This window comes from Leucobacter fengyongliangi (genome assembly GCF_052386045.1).
The window spans coordinates 95975-113425 of the sequence record NZ_CM126356.1 but is presented as its reverse complement, the minus strand read 5'-3'; the positions used below and the strand labels follow the sequence as shown (position 1 = coordinate 113425).

The 17451-nt window shown below is 63.5% G+C and carries 20 protein-coding genes; 7 read left to right on the top strand and 13 right to left on the bottom strand.

Going from position 1 to position 17451, the window contains the following annotated elements; all coding sequences use genetic code 11:
• Window positions 1-15 precede the first annotated feature (15 nt).
• The 4 genes from ACTNFK_RS00595 to ACTNFK_RS00580 all read left to right on the top strand — a co-directional run bounded on the left by ACTNFK_RS00595 (window position 16) and on the right by ACTNFK_RS00580 (window position 3439).
• Window positions 16-429, top strand: a complete 414-nt coding sequence (locus tag ACTNFK_RS00595) for a phage holin family protein (protein WP_435936423.1) — start codon at window positions 16-18, stop codon at window positions 427-429.
• A gap of 205 nt (window positions 430-634) precedes the next feature.
• Window positions 635-2020 (top strand): adenylosuccinate lyase, encoded by a 1386-nt coding sequence (gene purB / locus ACTNFK_RS00590; RefSeq protein ID WP_435936422.1) that lies wholly within the window; start codon window positions 635-637, stop codon window positions 2018-2020.
• Between the two features lie 29 nt (window positions 2021-2049).
• Complete coding sequence (locus ACTNFK_RS00585; RefSeq protein ID WP_435936421.1) at window positions 2050-2946, top strand: LssY C-terminal domain-containing protein; 897 nt, start codon at window positions 2050-2052, stop codon at window positions 2944-2946.
• Complete coding sequence (locus ACTNFK_RS00580; RefSeq protein ID WP_435936419.1) at window positions 2939-3439, top strand: hypothetical protein; 501 nt, start codon at window positions 2939-2941, stop codon at window positions 3437-3439. The genes ACTNFK_RS00585 and ACTNFK_RS00580 overlap by 8 nt, the downstream gene beginning before the upstream one ends.
• 32 nt (window positions 3440-3471) lie before the next feature.
• On the opposite strand, the gene ACTNFK_RS00575 is transcribed toward ACTNFK_RS00580, so the two are convergent.
• From ACTNFK_RS00575 to ACTNFK_RS00535, 9 genes are all read right to left on the bottom strand, one after another.
• The gene (locus ACTNFK_RS00575; protein WP_433645394.1) at window positions 3472-3780 is read right to left on the bottom strand and encodes an ABC transporter ATP-binding protein; all 309 of its coding nucleotides are present in this window, start codon (window positions 3778-3780) and stop codon (window positions 3472-3474) included.
• A gap of 24 nt (window positions 3781-3804) precedes the next feature.
• Complete coding sequence (locus ACTNFK_RS00570; protein ID WP_435936417.1) at window positions 3805-4410, bottom strand: hypothetical protein; 606 nt, start codon at window positions 4408-4410, stop codon at window positions 3805-3807.
• 99 nt (window positions 4411-4509) lie between these two features.
• On the bottom strand, window positions 4510-5892 hold the full coding sequence (gene dnaB / locus ACTNFK_RS00565) for a replicative DNA helicase (protein ID WP_433645397.1): 1383 nt from the start codon (window positions 5890-5892) through the stop codon (window positions 4510-4512).
• A 489-nt stretch (window positions 5893-6381) separates the two neighbouring features.
• Window positions 6382-6831, bottom strand: a complete 450-nt coding sequence (rplI, locus tag ACTNFK_RS00560; RefSeq protein ID WP_435936416.1) for a 50S ribosomal protein L9 — start codon at window positions 6829-6831, stop codon at window positions 6382-6384.
• An 11-nt stretch (window positions 6832-6842) separates the two neighbouring features.
• Window positions 6843-7103 carry a 30S ribosomal protein S18 gene (rpsR, locus tag ACTNFK_RS00555; protein ID WP_433645399.1) on the bottom strand — a complete coding sequence of 87 codons (261 nt, stop codon included), beginning with the start codon at window positions 7101-7103 and terminating at the stop codon, window positions 6843-6845.
• A gap of 42 nt (window positions 7104-7145) precedes the next feature.
• Window positions 7146-7685 carry a single-stranded DNA-binding protein gene (locus ACTNFK_RS00550; protein WP_435936415.1) on the bottom strand — a complete coding sequence of 180 codons (540 nt, stop codon included), beginning with the start codon at window positions 7683-7685 and terminating at the stop codon, window positions 7146-7148.
• Between the two features lie 3 nt (window positions 7686-7688).
• Window positions 7689-8048, bottom strand: a complete 360-nt coding sequence (gene rpsF, locus ACTNFK_RS00545; RefSeq protein ID WP_433645401.1) for a 30S ribosomal protein S6 — start codon at window positions 8046-8048, stop codon at window positions 7689-7691.
• Window positions 8049-8199: 151 nt separating this feature from the next.
• Window positions 8200-9021, bottom strand: a complete 822-nt coding sequence (locus ACTNFK_RS00540; protein ID WP_435936414.1) for a PIG-L family deacetylase — start codon at window positions 9019-9021, stop codon at window positions 8200-8202.
• Window positions 9021-10454, bottom strand: coding sequence for a CCA tRNA nucleotidyltransferase (locus ACTNFK_RS00535; RefSeq protein WP_435936412.1), 1434 nt, complete (start codon window positions 10452-10454; stop codon window positions 9021-9023). Before ACTNFK_RS00535 ends, ACTNFK_RS00540 begins: the two co-directional genes overlap by 1 nt.
• A gap of 42 nt (window positions 10455-10496) precedes the next feature.
• Here ACTNFK_RS00535 and ACTNFK_RS00530 point away from each other — a divergent pair, with 42 nt between their 5' ends.
• The 3 genes from ACTNFK_RS00530 to trxA all read left to right on the top strand — a co-directional run bounded on the left by ACTNFK_RS00530 (window position 10497) and on the right by trxA (window position 14193).
• On the top strand, window positions 10497-12806 hold the full coding sequence (locus tag ACTNFK_RS00530) for a DUF6049 family protein (RefSeq protein WP_435936411.1): 2310 nt from the start codon (window positions 10497-10499) through the stop codon (window positions 12804-12806).
• A 117-nt stretch (window positions 12807-12923) separates the two neighbouring features.
• Window positions 12924-13847 (top strand): thioredoxin-disulfide reductase, encoded by a 924-nt coding sequence (gene trxB, locus ACTNFK_RS00525; RefSeq protein WP_433645406.1) that lies wholly within the window; start codon window positions 12924-12926, stop codon window positions 13845-13847.
• Window positions 13848-13869: 22 nt separating this feature from the next.
• Window positions 13870-14193 (top strand): thioredoxin, encoded by a 324-nt coding sequence (gene trxA, locus ACTNFK_RS00520; RefSeq protein ID WP_433645407.1) that lies wholly within the window; start codon window positions 13870-13872, stop codon window positions 14191-14193.
• Window positions 14194-14356: 163 nt separating this feature from the next.
• On the opposite strand, the gene ACTNFK_RS00515 is transcribed toward trxA, so the two are convergent.
• Genes ACTNFK_RS00515 through ACTNFK_RS00500 form a run of 4 tightly spaced genes read right to left on the bottom strand, consistent with a single transcriptional unit; the run spans window position 14357 to window position 17447 of the window.
• On the bottom strand, window positions 14357-15355 hold the full coding sequence (locus tag ACTNFK_RS00515) for a ParB/RepB/Spo0J family partition protein (RefSeq protein WP_435936409.1): 999 nt from the start codon (window positions 15353-15355) through the stop codon (window positions 14357-14359).
• A gap of 2 nt (window positions 15356-15357) precedes the next feature.
• A complete protein-coding gene (locus ACTNFK_RS00510; protein ID WP_435936525.1) occupies window positions 15358-16257 on the bottom strand; it encodes a ParA family protein in 900 nt (299 codons plus the stop codon).
• A gap of 37 nt (window positions 16258-16294) precedes the next feature.
• Window positions 16295-16930, bottom strand: coding sequence for a 16S rRNA (guanine(527)-N(7))-methyltransferase RsmG (rsmG, locus tag ACTNFK_RS00505; protein ID WP_435936408.1), 636 nt, complete (start codon window positions 16928-16930; stop codon window positions 16295-16297).
• A 13-nt stretch (window positions 16931-16943) separates the two neighbouring features.
• Window positions 16944-17447, bottom strand: a complete 504-nt coding sequence (locus tag ACTNFK_RS00500) for a Jag family protein (RefSeq protein WP_433645410.1) — start codon at window positions 17445-17447, stop codon at window positions 16944-16946.
• Between the last annotated feature and the right edge of the window lie 4 nt (window positions 17448-17451).

The following is a 17451-nucleotide window of genomic DNA, read 5'->3' as shown; positions in this document are numbered from 1 at the left end:
TGCGAAACTTGATGCATGAGATCTGTCATGCGAATTCTGGTCGGCGCCTTCGCGCTGTGGCTCACCACGCTGATCGTGGGTGGGAGTGGCAACAACGGCGTGTGGATCGAGCCCCTCTCCGACGACAACTGGGGAGTGATCGCGACCTACGTCATCATCGCCCTCATCTTCGGTCTCGTGAACGGCACCCTCGGCAGGGTGGTGCGCTTCGTCTCGATCCCGATCCGCATCCTGACGCTCGGGTTGTTCGGCCTCATCATCAACGGGTTCTTGATCTGGGTCGTGGCCTGGATCTCGGGGCTGCTCGGCTTCGGCCTGCAGGTCGACGGCTTCTGGTGGGGCGTGCTCGCGGCCCTCGTGCTGTCGATCATCTCCGGGCTGTTGAACGGCCTGCTCGGCACGGGCAAGCCGAAGCGCGGCGAGGTCTAACCCGAATAGGTACCTGGGGTGGACAATGGCGCATGCCTCAAGCGCAGTGAACCCTGCGCCGTCGTCCACCCAACGAGACCGGAGGCTCCGCAGCGGGCGGGAGGGCCAGTCGGGGGTTGAGACCGGGCGAGAATAGCGCACCGCGCCGAAGTGCGAGAATAGAGAGTGGACCGCGATCCACCCTCGACGCATCGGAGACCCGCACATGACCGCACTGCCCCCACAGCCGCTCAGCCCGCTCGACGGACGGTACCGCAAGGCGGTCGAAGGGCTCGGCGACTTCCTCTCGGAGGCGGGGCTGAACAAGGCGCGCGTGCACGTCGAGGTCGAGTGGCTCGCGTACCTCACCAGCCACTCCCTGCTGGGCGCGACCCCGCTCGGCGACTCAGACCTCGAGGCGCTGCGCGCGTGGGCCGCGAACTTCGGGCAGACCGAGATCGACCAGCTTGCCGAGACCGAGGCGCGCACCCAGCACGACGTTAAGGCCGTCGAATACCTGGTGCGAGACCAACTGAAGGCGCAGGGCCTCGGCCACCTCGCCGAGCTCACCCACGTGTGCTGCACGAGCGAAGACATCAACAATCTCTCGTACGCACTCACCGTGCAGCAGGCCATCGCCGAGGTGTGGCTGCCGAAGCTTCAGGCGGTCATCGCCGAGCTTGAGCGCCAGGCCGAGCAGTACCGCGAGCTCCCCATGATGAGTCGTACCCACGGCCAGCCGGCGACCCCCACGACCCTGGGCAAGGAACTCGCGGTGTTCGTCTACCGCCTGAATCGCCAGGTCGCGCAAATCGAGCGGATCGAGTACCTTGGCAAGTTCTCTGGCGCGACCGGCACGTTTGCCGCCCACCTCGCGGCGGATCCCGCTGCCGACTGGGCCTCCATCTCGCGCGAGTTCGTCGAGGGGCTGGGGCTCGACTGGAACCCGCTCACCACGCAGATTGAATCGCATGATTGGCAAGCTGAGCTCTACGGCCGGGTGGCCCACGCGAACCGTATCCTGCACAACCTCGCCACCGACATCTGGAGCTATATCTCCATCGGCTACTTCCGCCAGATTCCGGTCGAGGGCGCAACTGGTTCATCCACGATGCCGCACAAGGTGAACCCGATCCGCTTCGAGAACGCCGAAGCGAACTTCGAAATCTCGAACGCGATTCTCGATTCGCTCGCCGCGACGCTGGTCACCAGCCGCTGGCAGCGCGACCTCACCGACTCCTCGGCGCAGCGGAACATCGGCGTGGGGCTGGGGCACTCGGTGCTCGCCCTCGATAATGTGCTGCGCGGCCTCGGGCAGATCGACGCGGCACCCGAGGTGCTCGCTGCCGATCTCGATGGCAACTGGGAGGTGCTCGGCGAGGCGATTCAGACGGTGATTCGCGCCGAGGTGACGGCTGGGCGATCCACGATCGAAGACCCGTACGCGGCACTGAAAGATCTCACCCGCGGGCGGCGGATCGGCCAGGCCGACCTCATCGAGTTCGTGCAGGGGCTCGAGATCGGCGACAAGGCGAAGCAGCGCCTGCTCGCGCTCACCCCCGCCACCTACGTGGGCTCGGCCGCGCAACTGATCGACTACGTACAAGACTGAAGTCGCATCACCCGGTCTACGATGTGGGTATGAGCGGGGGCACCGGAGGAAAGCAGCGATCGCGACGAAGCCGCGTCTCACTGACGGCCGTGCTCGATGAGTTTTTCTTCATCTTCGCGGGCATCGCCGCGGTGTGGCTCGCGTGGCTCCTGCTCACCGAATCCTTCCACATCGGTTGGTGGGGCATTCTCGTTGCAATCCTGTTCTGGGGACTGCTCGCCTACCTGGTACTCCCCCGCATTCACAGGGTACTGACCACGATCTACGTTCCCGACTATTTCATCGGCCGCACCCGCACGAGCGATGGGTTGCTCGGTGATCCCATCAACCTCGCGCTCCTCGGCGAGGCAGAGCAGTTGCATCAGGCACTGCGCGCGGCGGCCTGGACCCGGGCCGACCCCGTGACTGTGCGCTCGTCGCTGCGCATCGTCACTTCGACGGTGACCCGCCGCAGCTACGATGAAGCCCCCGTGAGTCCCCTGTTCCTGTTTGGCCGCATGCAAGACTTCGCCTACCAGCAGGAGGTCACGGGCAATCCCGCGAAGCGGCACCACGTGCGATTTTGGCGCACTCCCGAGGGGTGGCTGCTGCCTGGCGGCGAGCGGGTCGATTGGCTCGCGGCGGGCACGTTCGACCGCGCGGTCGGGTTCTCGCTCTTTACGCTGCAGATCACACACAAGATCGATGCCGATACCGATGTCGAGCGCGATCACATCGTCGGCACGGTTCTGGCCCACAACGAGGCCGCTCGACTGCGGGTCCTTCCCGACTTCTCCACTGGATATCACTCGCGAAACGGGGGTGGCGACAGCATCCGCACTGACGGTGACCTGCCGATCCTCGACCTGCGAGCGCTTCCCGTCGAGACCGATGGATCACACCAGGTGCAGATCGAGGCAGCGATCCGGGGTGTGGATCGTGACTGAGTCACGCAAGCGCGCAGCCATCGAGCCGGCCCTGGTGCTTGTTGAGCGCGAATCTTCCGCTGAGTTTCCGTCCAAACGACCGGCAACCACCGTACTGGGAGCCGTATTCGTTCTCACCCGCGCGCTGGCCGGTCTGCTTTGGCTCGGTGCCTTCCTGCTGGTTTGGCCAGAAATTGTGGCAGAGGAAGGATTCGACACGGAGGAGGCTCAGTTCGGAGGCTGGCTCGTCTCAAGCGTGAGCGGTGTGGGGATCATCGCGCTCTTCCTGCTTGCCTGGCTGATTTGGCGTGGCAATAACACCGCGAGAATTCTCGTGATGTGTGGGCTCACGCTCAGCATCACCACCTCAGCGATCGGCTACTTCGCGATGGGAGAGGAGATCACGATCCGCACCACACTCATGGTGCTCGCCCTCGACATCCTGGTGTTACTCGCGCTTTCCAGCCGCGATTCCCGGGCCTGGGCTCGCCGCAGGAGCACGGCAACGACCTGAGCCGGTGAATGGTCGGCTCACACAGACGAAGGCTAGTGCCAGTTCTCGGTCTTATCGGGTGACTGAAGATCCTTGCGGGCCTGCACGTCTTCCTCGCTGGGCTTCCCCCCGAGTCCAATCAGCGCAACCACCATCAGCGCGACAATGAACGCGATACCAGCGGCGATACCGGCAAACGCAAAGTCGGGTGTTCCCTCAGGTGTGCGCAGCACGAGCAACACGACGAGAGCGGCAAAGATCGCCAGGACACCCGAAAAGCCCACCAACTCGAGTGGGCGCAGCCGGTCGCGACGCGATGGGGTCACGCGCTGTGGTTCATCGGGCGGGGTGAGCTCGGTCATGAAGTGCTTTCGGGTCGGTGAGTGTTAGTTGGCGGGCGCGAACGCGTCGTCGCCGGGCGCGGTTTCTGCAGGATCGACGGTGGTCGTGCCCCGCGTGTCAAACGCCGAGATGCCGAGGAAGACTCCCCGGACGATGGCGTAGGCACCGAAGAAACCGATCACGGCGATGAGGTCATCGCGGAACACCAGGACGAGCACGGCGAGTGCTCCGCTGAGGATCGCGGACGGAACGGCGACTCCCCGTGCCTGTGATCCTTGGGTGACGCGCACCACCGCGATGATCACGGAGGTGGCTGCCCAGACTGCGAGCACTAGGGAGGTGTCGAAGGCACTGCTCGACACCAAGATGGCGGCGGCGGCAACGAGCGCGAGCGTCGCGCGCGCGGCAACGAGCCAACTTGCCGGCGTCGCGCGAACCGCGAAAAACTCAATGATGGTCGTGATGCCGATAGCGAGCAGGCTCGCACACAGCACCCAACGATCAAACGCCGGGTCGCTGTGCATAGTCGCTGTGAACGCGATGACGATGCCCGCCACGAGTAGCACCACTGCTCGCAGCAGTCGCGCCCGACGCAGGTCTCGACTTTCGGGGTTTCCTGAGCGCGACGAATCGTGTATCGCTGTCGTCATGACGCTCAGCCCTTCTCTCAGCCTGGCTTCAGTCTATCGCTCGCTCCTCAGCGCATCCCGAGTGAACGGTGTACGCCGGCTCGGGAGCTTTGCCCGCAGCTAGTGCCCACTCGGCATGTCTTGGAACCGCGAGTAATGACCCTGGAATGCCACCGTCACGGTGCCCGTCGGTCCGTTACGCTGCTTCGCGAGAATCAGGTCGGCCTCCCCCGCGCGCGGGTTGTCTTTCTCATACGTCGACTCGCGATGCAGCAGAATCACCATGTCGGCGTCCTGCTCGAGTGAGCCTGACTCACGGAGGTCGCTGATCGCTGGCATCTTGTCGGCACGTTGCTCGGAAGCACGGTTGAGCTGTGACAGCGCGATGACCGGCACCTCGAGCTCTTTCGAGAGCAGCTTCAACGCACGCGAGAACTCGCTCACCTCCTGCTGACGGCTCTCTACCTTCTTGCCCGAGGAGAGCAGCTGCAGATAGTCGATGACCACCATCTTGAGGTTGTGGCGTTGCTTGAGCCGGCGACACTTCGCTCGAATCTCGACCAGGGTCAGGTTCGGGCTGTCGTCGATAAAGAGTGGGGCCTCGTTGATCCGAGCCTGAGTGGCCGCCAGCTTCTGAAAGTCGCGCTGATCGAGTTCGCCCTTGCGCAACTTCTGCAGCGGTATCGTCGCCTCGGCGGAAAGCAAACGCATCGCGATCTCGGCGCGACCCATTTCGAGCGAGAAAAACACCGTGGTCTGATTGTGGTGGATCGCGCCCGAGCGGGCAACGTCAAGCGCGAGCGTGGACTTACCCATGGCGGGCCGTGCGGCGATGATGATCATCTGCCCCCCGGCGAACCCGTTCGTCTTTTCGTCGAGCTCGGCGAAGCCGGTGGGCACGCCCATCATGCCGCCGTCAGCCATCTGGGCTTTTTCGATCTCGTGCACCGCGGCTTCGACTGCGAGCGAGAGCGGCACGTAGTCTTCGGCCTTGTCGGCTCCGGTCACCGAGTAGATCTCTGCCTGCGCGTTGTTCACGAGGTCGATCGCCTCGCCCTCGGCCGCGTAACCCATCTGCGCAATACGCGTACCGGCCTCGACCAGGCGACGAAGCAGCGCCTTCTCGCCGACGATGTCGGCGTAGAAGCTCGCGTTCGCGGCGGTCGGCACCACGCTGGTCACCGTGTACAGGTACTCCGCCCCGCCGGCGCGCTGCAGGTCGCCGCTCTTGGTGAGCTGGTCGGTGACGGTAATCGCATCAGTGGGCTCGCCGCGCGAATAGAGCTCAAGGATCGCGTCGTAGATGACCTCGTGCTTGGGCACGTAGAAGTCGACCCCGCGGAGCATGCCGTACACGTCGGCCACCGCGTCTTTGGAAAGCAGCATTCCGCCGAGCACGCTCTGCTCTGCCAACAGGTCGTACGGTGGCGTGCGTTCGTACGAACGTGGCTCATCACCATAGTCGGCGGGGGCTTCGGGAAACCCGAGATGTGCGATCGACACTCGATCCTCTTTCTGCGATTACGTCCTGCGAACCGCGCTCGGTTCGCTCTCGTGGTGTTCACCCATCAGACACCGAGCTACCGACATTCACCGTAGGGGGTGGCGTCGATTCCACCAAACGAGGCCCGGGTAACCCTGTGCATAACTTGGTGCATAACTTGTCTGATTTCGACGTGTTTTGTCCACAGGCCTGTGGACAGCCTGTGGAAACTATCCTGAGTCCAAAGAGAATTTCAGCTCTGAACTGGGGTTTCACGTTCGCACAGGTGTGGACTTATCCAAGTCTCATGTGCAACTTGAAGCTTCGCATGCCGTCTCAGTTGTGGAAAAGTACAGACGATTTGCCGACTTGTCAACACCCAATTTCACACAGCGTCCGATTTCACACGACGGTACCGATCCTCCGCCCAGATGTCCTCCACATGAACACACGAAAGCGGGGTGATCAGCCCGTGAAGGCGATCACCCCGCTGTGGGTGTCTGCGAGAACTAGCGCTGAGCGATGACCTGCAGGGTCACCTCGGCGTCGACACCCTCGTGCAAGTGAATCGTCGCGACGTACTCACCGGTCGTCTTGATCGTCGGAAGTGTGACCTTCCGCTTGTCGATCTCACCAATGCCGGATTCCGACACCGCGGCCGCAACAGCGGCTGGCTTGATCGAGCCGAACAAGCGACCCTCTGCGCCACTCTTCGCGAACAGACGGATCTTGCCGCCCTGCAGCTTCGCCTTCAATGCCTGAGCATCTTCGACCGAAGCGTGCGCACGCGCATCGCGAGCCGCGCGGATCTGAGCCACCTGGGCTTCGCCACCGCGGCTCCAGTGCACGCCGTATCCCTGGGGAACCAGGTAGTTGCGTGCGTAACCGTTCTTGACCTCGACCACGTCACCCGCGGAACCGAGACCCAAAACCTCGTTTGTAAGAATCACCTTCGCCATGATGCGCCTCCTTAGCGGCCGGAACCGGCATAGGGGAGAAGCGCCATCTCGCGGGCATTCTTAACTGCCTTTGCAATGAGTCGCTGCTCTTGAACAGAAACGCCGGTGATCCGACGCGCGCGAATCTTTCCGCGCTCAGAAATGAACTTGCGCAGCGTCGCGACATCTTTGTAGTCGATGACGCCAACGGTCTGCTTCTTCGCGGGAGCGAGAACCTTTGCGTTCTTCCCGCGGCTCGGCTTGCGACTCGCGCCGCCCTGCTTGCCTGCCATATTGATCTCTTTTCGTGAACTGCCCCGACGGGGCGGAAGTGTTTAGAAAGGCTGCTCGTCGTCGAAGCCCGAGCCGAAACCGCTCGCTGCCCCGCCCTGGCCTGCGTTACCCCAGGGGTTGTCGTTCGACTGCTGCGCCGCTGGCTGGCCCCACTCGGGCTGACCTGCGGGCTGCTGCTGTCCGCCGCCTCCGCTGAAGCCGCCACCCTGGCCACGCGACTGTGTGCGCGCGATCTGAGCGGTGGCGTAGCGAAGCGAGGGGCCGATTTCGTCGACATCGAGCTCGTAAGAGGTGCGCTTCTCGCCCTCTTTCGTCTCGTATCCGCGCTGACGGAGGTTTCCGCGAGCGATGACACGAGCACCCTTGGTCAGCGAGTTCGCCACGTTCTCCGCGTATTCGCGCCAGACCGTGCAGCGAAGGAACAGCGCTTCGCCGTCCTTCCACTCGTTGGACTGACGATCGAAGGTGCGAGGAGTCGACGCGATCGTGAACGACGCGAGTGCGACACCGCTATTGGTGAACCGCAACTCGGGGTCGGCGGTCAGATTCCCGACCACCGTGATCACTGTCTCGCCGGCCATGAGCTATGCGCCCAGCTTCGCGGCGCGTGCGGCCTTCGCCAGATCGCGCGAGCTCTGGGCGGCACGCTGAGCGATGAGCTCGTCGGCGCGCAGCACCTTGGTACGCAGCACGGCCTCGGAGAGACCCAGCTGACGGTCAAGCTCGGCGGTTGCCTCGGGGCTTGCGGTGAAGTTCACGACGACATAGATGCCCTCGGACTGCTTCTTGATTTCGTAGGCCAGGCGGCGCTTGCCCCAGATATCGACCTTCTCAATGTCGCCGCCCGCGTTGCGGATGACGCCGAGGAACTTGTCGATGCTCGGAGCTACGGTGCGCTCGTCAATGCCGGGATCGAGGATCACCATGAGTTCGTACGTATGCATTATTGACCCACCTCCTTCGGACTATACGGCCACAGGATTTCTGTGACAGGAGGGTATTGATGCACTGTTTTCGGCCTCCGCGCAGATCGCTCGGTAGGCAGACAACCTGTACAGCCTAACAGCATGCGGCCCCAAAATCGACCGATGGATGTCACCCGAGCCGCGGGAGCCTGCGGAATCGCTCGATCACATCGATTGGCTGTCGCTGGCCTCCGACGTGCACGATGGCATCGCCGTCAACGGTGAGCTGTGTGGCATGTGATCGCAGCGCCGCAATCTTGCGCTCAATCCAAGGGCTCACGTCATACGCGACGGTGTCCTGACCGGGCTCACCCGCTTCACCCGCTTCACTCACGTGTGGATCGGCGCCTCCGGCGCCAGCATTCGACCGATCGGTCACGATCTCCCAATAGGGGAGATCGAGTCCGTGGGCCACGGCGCGCGCGAGCCGATGCGCGAACACGTGATCGGGGTGGCCATACCCGCCGATGGCGTCATAACTCACGATCGCCTCCGCCCCCCAGTTGGCGGCAAGTGCGAGGAAGTCATTCAATGGTTCGATGGCGCTCGCCCGGGTGAGCGCATCAGCTGCGGCATCGGGGGAGGCCGTGGCGAGTCCGTCGGCGCCCCACACCATGCCCGAATCGGCGTACACGCGTGGCCCCAGCCCCGCAGCGCGCGCCGGGGGAGTCCCCAGGAACGCGTGGCGATCCACCCCCAGCATGAAGAGGGCCGCGGCGAGCTCGGTCTCTCGGTGGGCCGCCAGCTGGGCAGTGCCAGCGAGCGCAGCAAACGGACCAGATGTGACCTCGCCGCGCTCTCCTCGAGTGAGCGTCACCAGTCCGGGCTCAGCACCCGCCTCCGCGAGTGCCGCGAGCGTGCCGCCCGTAGCGATCGTCTCATCATCAGGGTGTGCGTGAACGAACAGCACCCGCCCGGTGCCGTCGAACCATGTGGTGGGATCCTGATTCACTATTTCCTCACTGATTCATACCAAGCGAGCAATCGCTCCGTGGCGAGTTCCTCGCCGATTGGCCCTTCGTCGAGCCGCACCTCGAGCATGTGGCGGTAGGCCTGACCCACGAGCGGCCCCGGTCCGATGTCGAGCAACCGCATAATTTGCTCGCCATCGAGCTCCGGCCGCACCGAGGCAAGTTCCTCGGCCGCCATGAGTTCTTCGATGCGGTGTTCGATGTCGTCATAGGCGTGCTCGAGCCGCTCGGCCTTGCGCCGGTTGCGGGTGGTCACGTCGGCGCGGGTGAGGATGTGTAGCTGCGGCAGCACGTCGCCGGCATCGCGCACGTAGCGCCGCACGGCCGAATCCGTCCACTGTTGATCGCTGTACCCGAAGAAACGCAGGTGCAGCTCGACGAGTCGGGCGACCTGTGCGATCGTGTCGTTGTCGAAGCGGAGGGCGCGCAGTCGCTTCTTGGCAAGCTTCGCCCCCACCACGTCGTGATGATGAAAGGTCACCCCGCCGCGTTCGAAGCGACGGGTCATCGGCTTACCGATGTCGTGTAGCAGTGCCGCAAGGCGCAGCACCAGGTCGGGGGAGTGAACGCCCTCGCCCCTCCGTTCGAATTCCAGCTCGATCGCCTGTCTCAAAACGGTGAGGCTGTGCTCGTAGACATCTTTGTGTCGCCCGTGGTCGTCTTGAGTGGCAACCAGCGCGGTGAGCTCAGGCAGAAATCGCCCGGCAAGACCGGTGTCAACCAGCAGACGAATGCCCGGCACCGGATCATCGGTGGCGAGTAGCTTGACGAGTTCGTCTCGCACACGCTCGGCCGAGATGATCTCGAGTCGGGGGCCAAACTCCGCCATCGCCGCCTGCGTCTCCGGCGCAACTTCGAAGCCGAGCTGTGCAGCAAACCGCGCGGCGCGCAGCATTCGCAGGGGGTCGTCAGTAAACGAAGTTTCGGCGCTGCCCGGGGTCACGATCCGCCCCGCGAGCAGGTCTTCCACGCCGCCCGCCACGTCCACGAGTCGCATCGAGGGCAGCATGAGCGCCAATGCGTTGATCGTGAAATCACGCCGCACCAGATCCGCCTCAATGGTGTCGCCGAAGTTCACCTCAGGTTTGCGAGAGTCGTCGCGGTAGATCTCCGCACGATACGTGGTGATCTCCACAGTCTCGCCGTGAACCTTGGCGGCAATCGTACCGAAGTCACGCCCGACGTCCCACACCTGCTTCGTCAGCGTGTCAACGATCGCACGGGTCTCATCCGGCCGGGCCGAGGTGGTGAAGTCAAGATCAGTGACCGCACGGCCCAGCATCGCATCACGCACCGGACCACCGACCAGCGCAAACTCGTGGCCGGCCGCAGCAAACGCCTCAGAGAGGGTGCGCACCGGCGGGGAGTCGGCGATGGCGCGCAGGGCCGCCATCGATTCGGCAATAGGACGCATCCCTCCAGGGTACCGGCAGCCTCGCCGCCCTACACTTGCCCTATGTCACGTGCGCCGCGCCACCAGCGTCCGCGCCGTCGCCTCGCTTCGCGCCGGTCGCTCGCCCGCGCGTGCACTGCGGCGATCCTGACTGCAGTGCTCACCCTCGCCGCATCGACGGCTGCGGCTGCGGCTGCGGGTGCATCAGGTTCCAGTGGATCTGCCCAGTCGCCCAGTTCCATCTCGACCCGATCCGCACCCCCCACGTCGGTAATCATGGCCGATCGCGCCCAGGAACAGACCTCCGAATCCGAGACGACCGCCGTCACTGCAGAGTTGATCGTCGCTCCGGCTCTACCGGTGTTCGATGCAGGTATGGAGGAGTACCAGTTCACCGTTCTCCTCCGCAATACCGGGCAGGATGCGATCTCCGCTGGCGAGCTCCGGCTGCTGCTTCACCCAGAACGACTCGAATCCGCGGCGCAGCTCACCTCGGGCGAGCCCACCGCGCAGGTCACCCAAATCGCTCGGTCAGCCGTGGGTGCCACCGCGAGCGGGGGAGAGCAGGCCATCACCCTCACCGTGTCTCGCGAGCTATTTCCGCTCAGTGTTCTGAGCCAACGCGGCGTCTACACGGTGCACGTCGAGTTACGCCTGCCCAGTACCGAGCCCCTCGAGACGCGCGCAGATCCACTGCTTGTCTCAGCGGCGACACCGTTCGTCTGGCAAGATGCTGGCACCGAATCTCGCGTACCGCTGACCCTGGTAGTCCCATTCACGCTTCCGGGAAGCGTGCGCACCATGCCCACGGCAGAGCAGCTCCGAGAAATTGCACCCAGACTCACGAGTCTGCTCGATGAGGCCGAACGCGCCGGGGCCACACTGGCAGTGGATCCCCGCATCATTGCAGGCGTTCGGGTATTGGGGGAGAACGCCCCGGCATCCGCCCGCGATCTCCTCGACCGACTCGAAACCTCCGCTCAACCACTGTTCCTGCTGCAGTTTGCCGATGCGGACCCAGCGGCGCAGGCCGCCCTTGGGCGCGAGGAACTGCTCCAGCCGCTCGGGTTCAGTTACCTCCTTCGCGGCTCGTCCGCTGAGACAGGCACCGAGGAAGCACCCGGGTCTGATTCGACCACCGACACGAGCGAGGGCGACGACACCGCGCCGAGCGAGGGCGGTTCCCCGCCGGCTGATTCGGCTCAGATCGGGGGAAACTCCGCGTTTGACGGGGCCGTCTCTGCCCCGAGCATAGACGAGCTGTCAGCCCTGCCCCGTGCGATTCCCGGCGCATGGCCGGCTGCCGGCGGGGTCGACACCGCGACGCTCGACCTTCTCCGCAATGGGGGGATCTCCATGGTCGTGCTCGACTCGGGGAGCGTCGCGGACGCGACCGGCACCCGCGTGCCCATTGGCGATTTCTCGGCGCTGGTGGCGGACGCGAGCCTTTCCGAGTCATCCCGGCGCACCCTCGCCGGCAACAGCCCCTCCGAGCGTGCGGCCGGGATCGCCAGTCTGGCCTCCCGCCTCGCGCTCGAGGCGCTGCAGGGTTCCCCGGGCCTCGTACTCGCAGTGGATCGCGGTGCCCTTGCCGACTCGGAAGATCCGGCGGAATTCCTGACCTCCGTGCTGGGCCTCGGCTGGGTGGACTCCGTGCCCGAGACCTTGCAACCCGTGGGCACCGGCATGATCCGCTCGGGAGAAACGCTCGAACAGCGCCGCGAATTCCTTCGTGCCACAATCGGACGATCCGATGAGATTGACGAACTAGCCCCCCTCCTCACTCGCCCGCAGTACCTCTTGGAGTACCAGCGTGTGCGACTTCTCGAGGCATTTGCTACGCGGTACGCCAACGCCGACGTGGATTTTGACGTTATCGACGATCGCATTCGCGCGCGCGACGCGGAGCTCCTGACCGGGGTGCAGATCGTCGGAACCGAAAACACACAGCTGGTCGGCACCTCCTCCCGGGTGCCAGTGACCCTGCACAATGCCCTGCCGTTTGATGCGCGGGTGACACTCAAGGTCGCACCAACCTCTGCAGGTATCGCAATTCCTGCGCGCGCATTTCCAGATCAGCTGGTGGGCGCCGAGGGGAATCATGTGGTGCTCGTCGGTGTCAATACACGGGTGTCTTCGGGGGAATCAGGGCTCCGAGTCGAGCTCACCGATGTAGCTGGTGAGCAGGCGTTCGCCGAGCGTGTGCTGAAGCTCACGATTCGTAGCTCTTACGAGACCATTCTGCTGACATCACTTTCGACAATTGCGCTCTTGCTTCTCGGTTTTGGTATCTGGAGGAGTCTCCGTCGCCGCGAGCGCGCCACCCCGGCCGATGCTGCGGCCAAAGCCGCCGACGCGAAAGACCGCACATAAGCGTCGGGTCGTTCCCTCGAAATTCACCTGCCCAGGGAATGATGCAAGCCTAGGATTGGTTGTATCACCCAGAGGCGGCCGCGGGCCGTGATCCACACATCGCGTGCGAGGAGCAGAATGCACCAGATCATCATTATCGGCAGTGGCCCGGCGGGCCTGACGGCGGGCATTTATGCGGCGCGCGCAGGGCTTGAGCCGTTGCTGTTTGCCAGCTCGGTCGAGCCGGGCGGCGAACTGATGAACACGACGGACGTCGAGAACTTTCCCGGCTTCCCCGAAGGCATTCAGGGCCCGGAACTGATGGAAAAGATTCAGGCGCAGGCCGAAAAATTTGGCACCAAAGTTGTGTACGACGATGTCACGGCGCTTGATCTCTCGGGCGACGTAAAGAAGGTCACCACGAGCGACGGCACCGTGCACGAGGCGAAGGCGGTCATCTTCGCGACGGGATCCGCCTATCGGAAGCTTGGGCTTCCCGAGGAGGAGAAGCTCAGCGGTCACGGCATCTCCTGGTGCGCGACGTGCGACGGGTTCTTCTTCCGTGAGAAGACCATCGCCGTAGTTGGCGGGGGCGATTCCGCGATGGAGGAGGCGACCTTCCTCACCCGCTTCGCCGCGAAGGTCTACGTGATCCACCGCCGAGAAGAGCTCAAGGCCTCGAAGATCATGCAGCAGCGTGCCTTCGACAACGCGAAGATTGAGTTCGTCTGGAACTCCGAGGTCGCAGCGATTCGCGGCGAGACCGAGGTCACAGGCATCACCCTGCGCAACACGGTGAGTGGTGAGGAGTCGGAGCTCACCCTCGACGGTTTGTTCATCGCGGTCGGGAATGACCCCCGCACACACCTGGTGCATGATCAGCTCGAACTCACGCCCGACGGCACCATTGCGGTTGATGGACGAAGCTCGAAGACCTCGGTCGAGGGTGTTTTCGCCGCTGGCGACGTCATTGATGCCAGCTACCGGCAGGCCGCAACCGCTGCGGGCTCCGGTGTGGTCGCCGCCCTCGACGCCGAGCACTTCCTCGCCGCACAAGATTAATTACGATTCGTTAGGAGACAACATGTCTGAACCCATCATCGTCGGAGAGCAGACCTTCGATAAGGTCGTGCTGCAAAGCGAGACCCCCGTGCTCGTGGATTTCTGGGCCGAGTGGTGTGGCCCGTGTCGCATGGTCGCACCCGTGCTTGCGCAGATCGCCGCCGAGCACGACGGCAAGATCGTCATTGCAAAGGTGAACGTCGACGAGAATCCGGGACTGGCCGCAAAGTACCGCATCACCTCGATTCCCGCCATGAAGGTATTCAAGGGCGGCGAAGAAGTACGAGAGATCATCGGTGCCGTACCCAAGACCGTGCTCGAGGAGCACCTCGCGGGCATCATCTAAAGACGCACGCGCAGCGAACAGCACACAGCGTCCGGTTTCCGCGATTTGCGGGACGGGCGCTGTGTTGTTTTGCCTGCGTGGATGTCATGACACATTCCCGATTACGGGGTCGAGATTGAGATCGGGGAGAGCCTCCACGTTCTCGATCCGAAACAGCGATCCGTTAGTTAAAACCCGGGTCACCCAGTTCCTCGAGAATGCGCTTCAGGTCTGCAATCGTGGCAAAGTCGATGAGTACCTGACCCTTCTTGGCACCCAGCTTGATTGACACGCGTGTGTCGAAGCGATCACCCAGCCGCTCGGCGATCTCACCAAGCTGCGCCTGTACCCCGCCCGGGCGCGCCCGCAGGCGCTTCTGCTTCGGTGTTTCACCGGCCACGGCTTCGGCGGCCCGAACTGACAGCCCCTCATTCACAATTTTGTCGGCGAGCCGCTGCATCGATGCCGCGTCGCCATCAAGCGACAGAATCGCTCGGGCATGGCCAGCGGTGAGCACCCCCGCCGCCACACGCGCCTGCACGGGCTCGGGCAGGCGGAGGAGACGAATGGTGTTGGAAATCTGCGGGCGGGAGCGGCCGATGCGAGTCGCCAGTTGCTCCTGGGTGATGCCAAAATCGCTGAGCAACTGCTGGTAGGCCGAGGCTTCTTCGAGTGGGTTCAGTTGCGCGCGGTGCAGGTTCTCGAGCAACGCGTCGCGCAACATGTGCTCGTCGGCGGTGCTGCGGATGATCGCCGGGATTGTGTCACGCCCGGCCCGCTGGCTCGCCCGGAACCGACGCTCACCCATGATGAGCTCGTAGTGTGGCTCGCCCTCGGGGGGAGTGGGCTCAATGGCACGCACGACCACCGGTTGAAAGACCCCAAACTCCCGGATGGAGTGGGTAAGTTCCTCGAGAGCTTCTTCGTCGAACTCGGTGCGGGGTTGCGCCCGGTTCGGCACAATGTCGGCGAGGTCAAGGCTGGTGAGTGTCGCACCCGGCACCTGACGAAGCCCAGAGTCTACTGTCTCCATCTCGGCATGCACTTTTGCTGCAATCGCCTGCTCATCAGAACTGCGATCCGCCGGAAAAAACACGTCTACGGGGCGTTCGCCCTCGCTCGTGCTCTGTGGAATGAGGGCTCCGATGCCGCGCCCCAGCCCGCTGCGCTTCTTGGTGGCCATGGTCAGGCTCCTTCGCTCGTGAGAGGGTCAGCGCTGCGCTCGGCAATCTCGGCAGCTGCCTCCAGGTAGGCAATTGCGCCAATCGACCCCGCGTCATAGGCGTGCACCGTCTGGCCGTAGCTGGGCGCTTCTGAGATGCGCACCGAGCGTGGCACTACAGCAGTGAGCGTCTCGGTGGGGAAGTGGGTGCGCACCTCCTGTGCGACCTCCTGGGCAAGATTCGTTCGTGCGTCATACATCGTCAACAGGATCGTCGAGACCTGCAGCCCGGGGTTCAGGTGCTTCTGAATCAACTTGATGTTCCCAAGCAACTGACTTAACCCCTCGAGCGCGTAATACTCGCACTGAATGGGGATCAGTACCTCGCTTGCGGCCACAAACGCGTTCACGGTCAACAGACCAAGTGAGGGAGGGCAATCGATGAATACATAGTGAAAGTGCGTCTCAGATTCGCGCAGAAAGCTCTCCAGCGCGGTGCGCAGACGCTGCTCTCGAGCGACGAGCGACACCAGCTCGATTTCCGCGCCAGCCAAGTTAATTGTTGAGGGGACGCAGAACAGTCGCTCATGATCGGTGGTCGGCTGAATCGCCGCTTGAATGTCTTCCTCGCCAAGGAGCACGTCATACACGCTCGTAACCTCGGGGCGATGCATCACCCCCAACGCGGTGGAGGCGTTTCCCTGCGGGTCAAGGTCGATCACCAGCACATTGGCACCGCGTCGCGCGAGTGCCGACGCCAGGTTGACGGTCGTCGTTGTCTTGCCGACGCCGCCTTTCTGGTTTGACACCGTGATGACGCGTGTCTCGTTGGGCAGCGGCGACACGGTCTGCTCGAGGGCGCGGCGACGGCGTCGCTTGTCGACCAGATGCTTGGCCACAAGTGCGTTGTCGGTGTCGGTCATCGCTTCCTCAGTCACGTCGCGAGCGGGTTCAAGTGGATCACCGTACCCGGGCTCTCAACACTCTAGTCGTCTCTCCGAGCTGACCCAGTCCAAGTTCTTCAACGGCGACGTCGTGCACGCGATGCGCGCGCAATACCTTCTGGGCAGCATCGATCTCAGCATCGACCGAAGCCCCCTTCAAAAAGAGCATCTCCCCACCATCGCGCAACAGCGGGGCGGTCAAGGGAACAAGTTTCTTGAGCGCCGTGACCGCTCGAGCCGTGACTTGGTCGACCAGAAGCTCTCCATGGAACTCCTCGGCGCGACCCCGCCTCACCTCGACGTTGTCGAGATCCAGCATGCGCGTCTGCTCGGTCAGCCAGGCGCAGCGCCGCTCCATGGGTTCGACCAAATGGAAGTGGGCGTCCGGGCGCAAGATTGCAAGCACCAATCCAGGCATGCCCCCGCCGGTACCGATATCGGCGACGTTCGAGCCTCCGTGGATCAACGGTGCTAGGACCGCGCTATTGAGTATGTGTCGGGTCCAGAGTCTGGGCGCTTCGAGCGGACCGATAAGCCCCAACGTCTCGCCGCGCATCCCGAGATCCCGCGCGAACGCGCGAAGTACCTCAATTCGAACCCCTGCGATCTCCGCAGAAACAGACGGCTCGGACTCGATTTCAGCCTCAGTCATGTTTCACGTGAAACTACTCCGCGCGCCGGATCACGAGTCGGCGATCCCGACCTTCACCACGCGACTCGGAATGATACCCACGCTCGGCGACGAGATCGTGCACCAGCTTCCGCTCATACGACGACATGGGCTCAAGCCCCACCTCAGCACGACCGGCCGCAATCTGTGCCGCGGCAGCGTCAACCATGCCACGGAGCTCAGTGGCGCGAGCATCACGCGATCCACCAATGTCGAGAATGAGGCGCGAAAAGCGACCGGTCTCGCTCTGGATGGCAAGGCGAGTGAGATCCTGCAATGCCTGAACTACATCTGGCATTGCCAGGTGATCGATGTCTTCTCCGCCGCCCGTCACCGAAAGGTACGCGCGGCCGCTCGCCACAGAAATGTCGAGATCGCCGTCGAGGTCGGCAATGTCAAGCAGACCCTCGATGTAGTCAGCCGCCAGATCACCCTCAACTTCGAGCTGATCGGCGGTGGGCTCTGCAAGCAGTTCGCTCAATCCTTCACGTTCTCCCATCAGC

Coding starts and splice junctions, on each gene's coding strand:
- purB (WP_435936422.1), top strand. CDS start 635: ATGACCGCACTGCCCCCACAGCCGCTCAGCCCGCTCGACGGACGGTAC.
- ACTNFK_RS00585 (WP_435936421.1), top strand. CDS start 2,050: ATGAGCGGGGGCACCGGAGGAAAGCAGCGATCGCGACGAAGCCGCGTC.
- rpsR (WP_433645399.1), bottom strand. CDS start 7,103: ATGGCAGGCAAGCAGGGCGGCGCGAGTCGCAAGCCGAGCCGCGGGAAG.
- ACTNFK_RS00570 (WP_435936417.1), bottom strand. CDS start 4,410: ATGACGACAGCGATACACGATTCGTCGCGCTCAGGAAACCCCGAAAGT.
- rpsF (WP_433645401.1), bottom strand. CDS start 8,048: ATGCATACGTACGAACTCATGGTGATCCTCGATCCCGGCATTGACGAG.
- ACTNFK_RS00575 (WP_433645394.1), bottom strand. CDS start 3,780: ATGACCGAGCTCACCCCGCCCGATGAACCACAGCGCGTGACCCCATCG.
- trxA (WP_433645407.1), top strand. CDS start 13,870: ATGTCTGAACCCATCATCGTCGGAGAGCAGACCTTCGATAAGGTCGTG.
- ACTNFK_RS00500 (WP_433645410.1), bottom strand. CDS start 17,447: ATGGGAGAACGTGAAGGATTGAGCGAACTGCTTGCAGAGCCCACCGCC.
- ACTNFK_RS00510 (WP_435936525.1), bottom strand. CDS start 16,257: ATGACCGACACCGACAACGCACTTGTGGCCAAGCATCTGGTCGACAAG.
- ACTNFK_RS00535 (WP_435936412.1), bottom strand. CDS start 10,454: ATGCGTCCTATTGCCGAATCGATGGCGGCCCTGCGCGCCATCGCCGAC.
- ACTNFK_RS00595 (WP_435936423.1), top strand. CDS start 16: ATGAGATCTGTCATGCGAATTCTGGTCGGCGCCTTCGCGCTGTGGCTC.
- rsmG (WP_435936408.1), bottom strand. CDS start 16,930: ATGACTGAGGCTGAAATCGAGTCCGAGCCGTCTGTTTCTGCGGAGATC.
- ACTNFK_RS00530 (WP_435936411.1), top strand. CDS start 10,497: ATGTCACGTGCGCCGCGCCACCAGCGTCCGCGCCGTCGCCTCGCTTCG.
- rplI (WP_435936416.1), bottom strand. CDS start 6,831: ATGGCGAAGGTGATTCTTACAAACGAGGTTTTGGGTCTCGGTTCCGCG.
- ACTNFK_RS00515 (WP_435936409.1), bottom strand. CDS start 15,355: ATGGCCACCAAGAAGCGCAGCGGGCTGGGGCGCGGCATCGGAGCCCTC.
- ACTNFK_RS00550 (WP_435936415.1), bottom strand. CDS start 7,685: ATGGCCGGCGAGACAGTGATCACGGTGGTCGGGAATCTGACCGCCGAC.
- trxB (WP_433645406.1), top strand. CDS start 12,924: ATGCACCAGATCATCATTATCGGCAGTGGCCCGGCGGGCCTGACGGCG.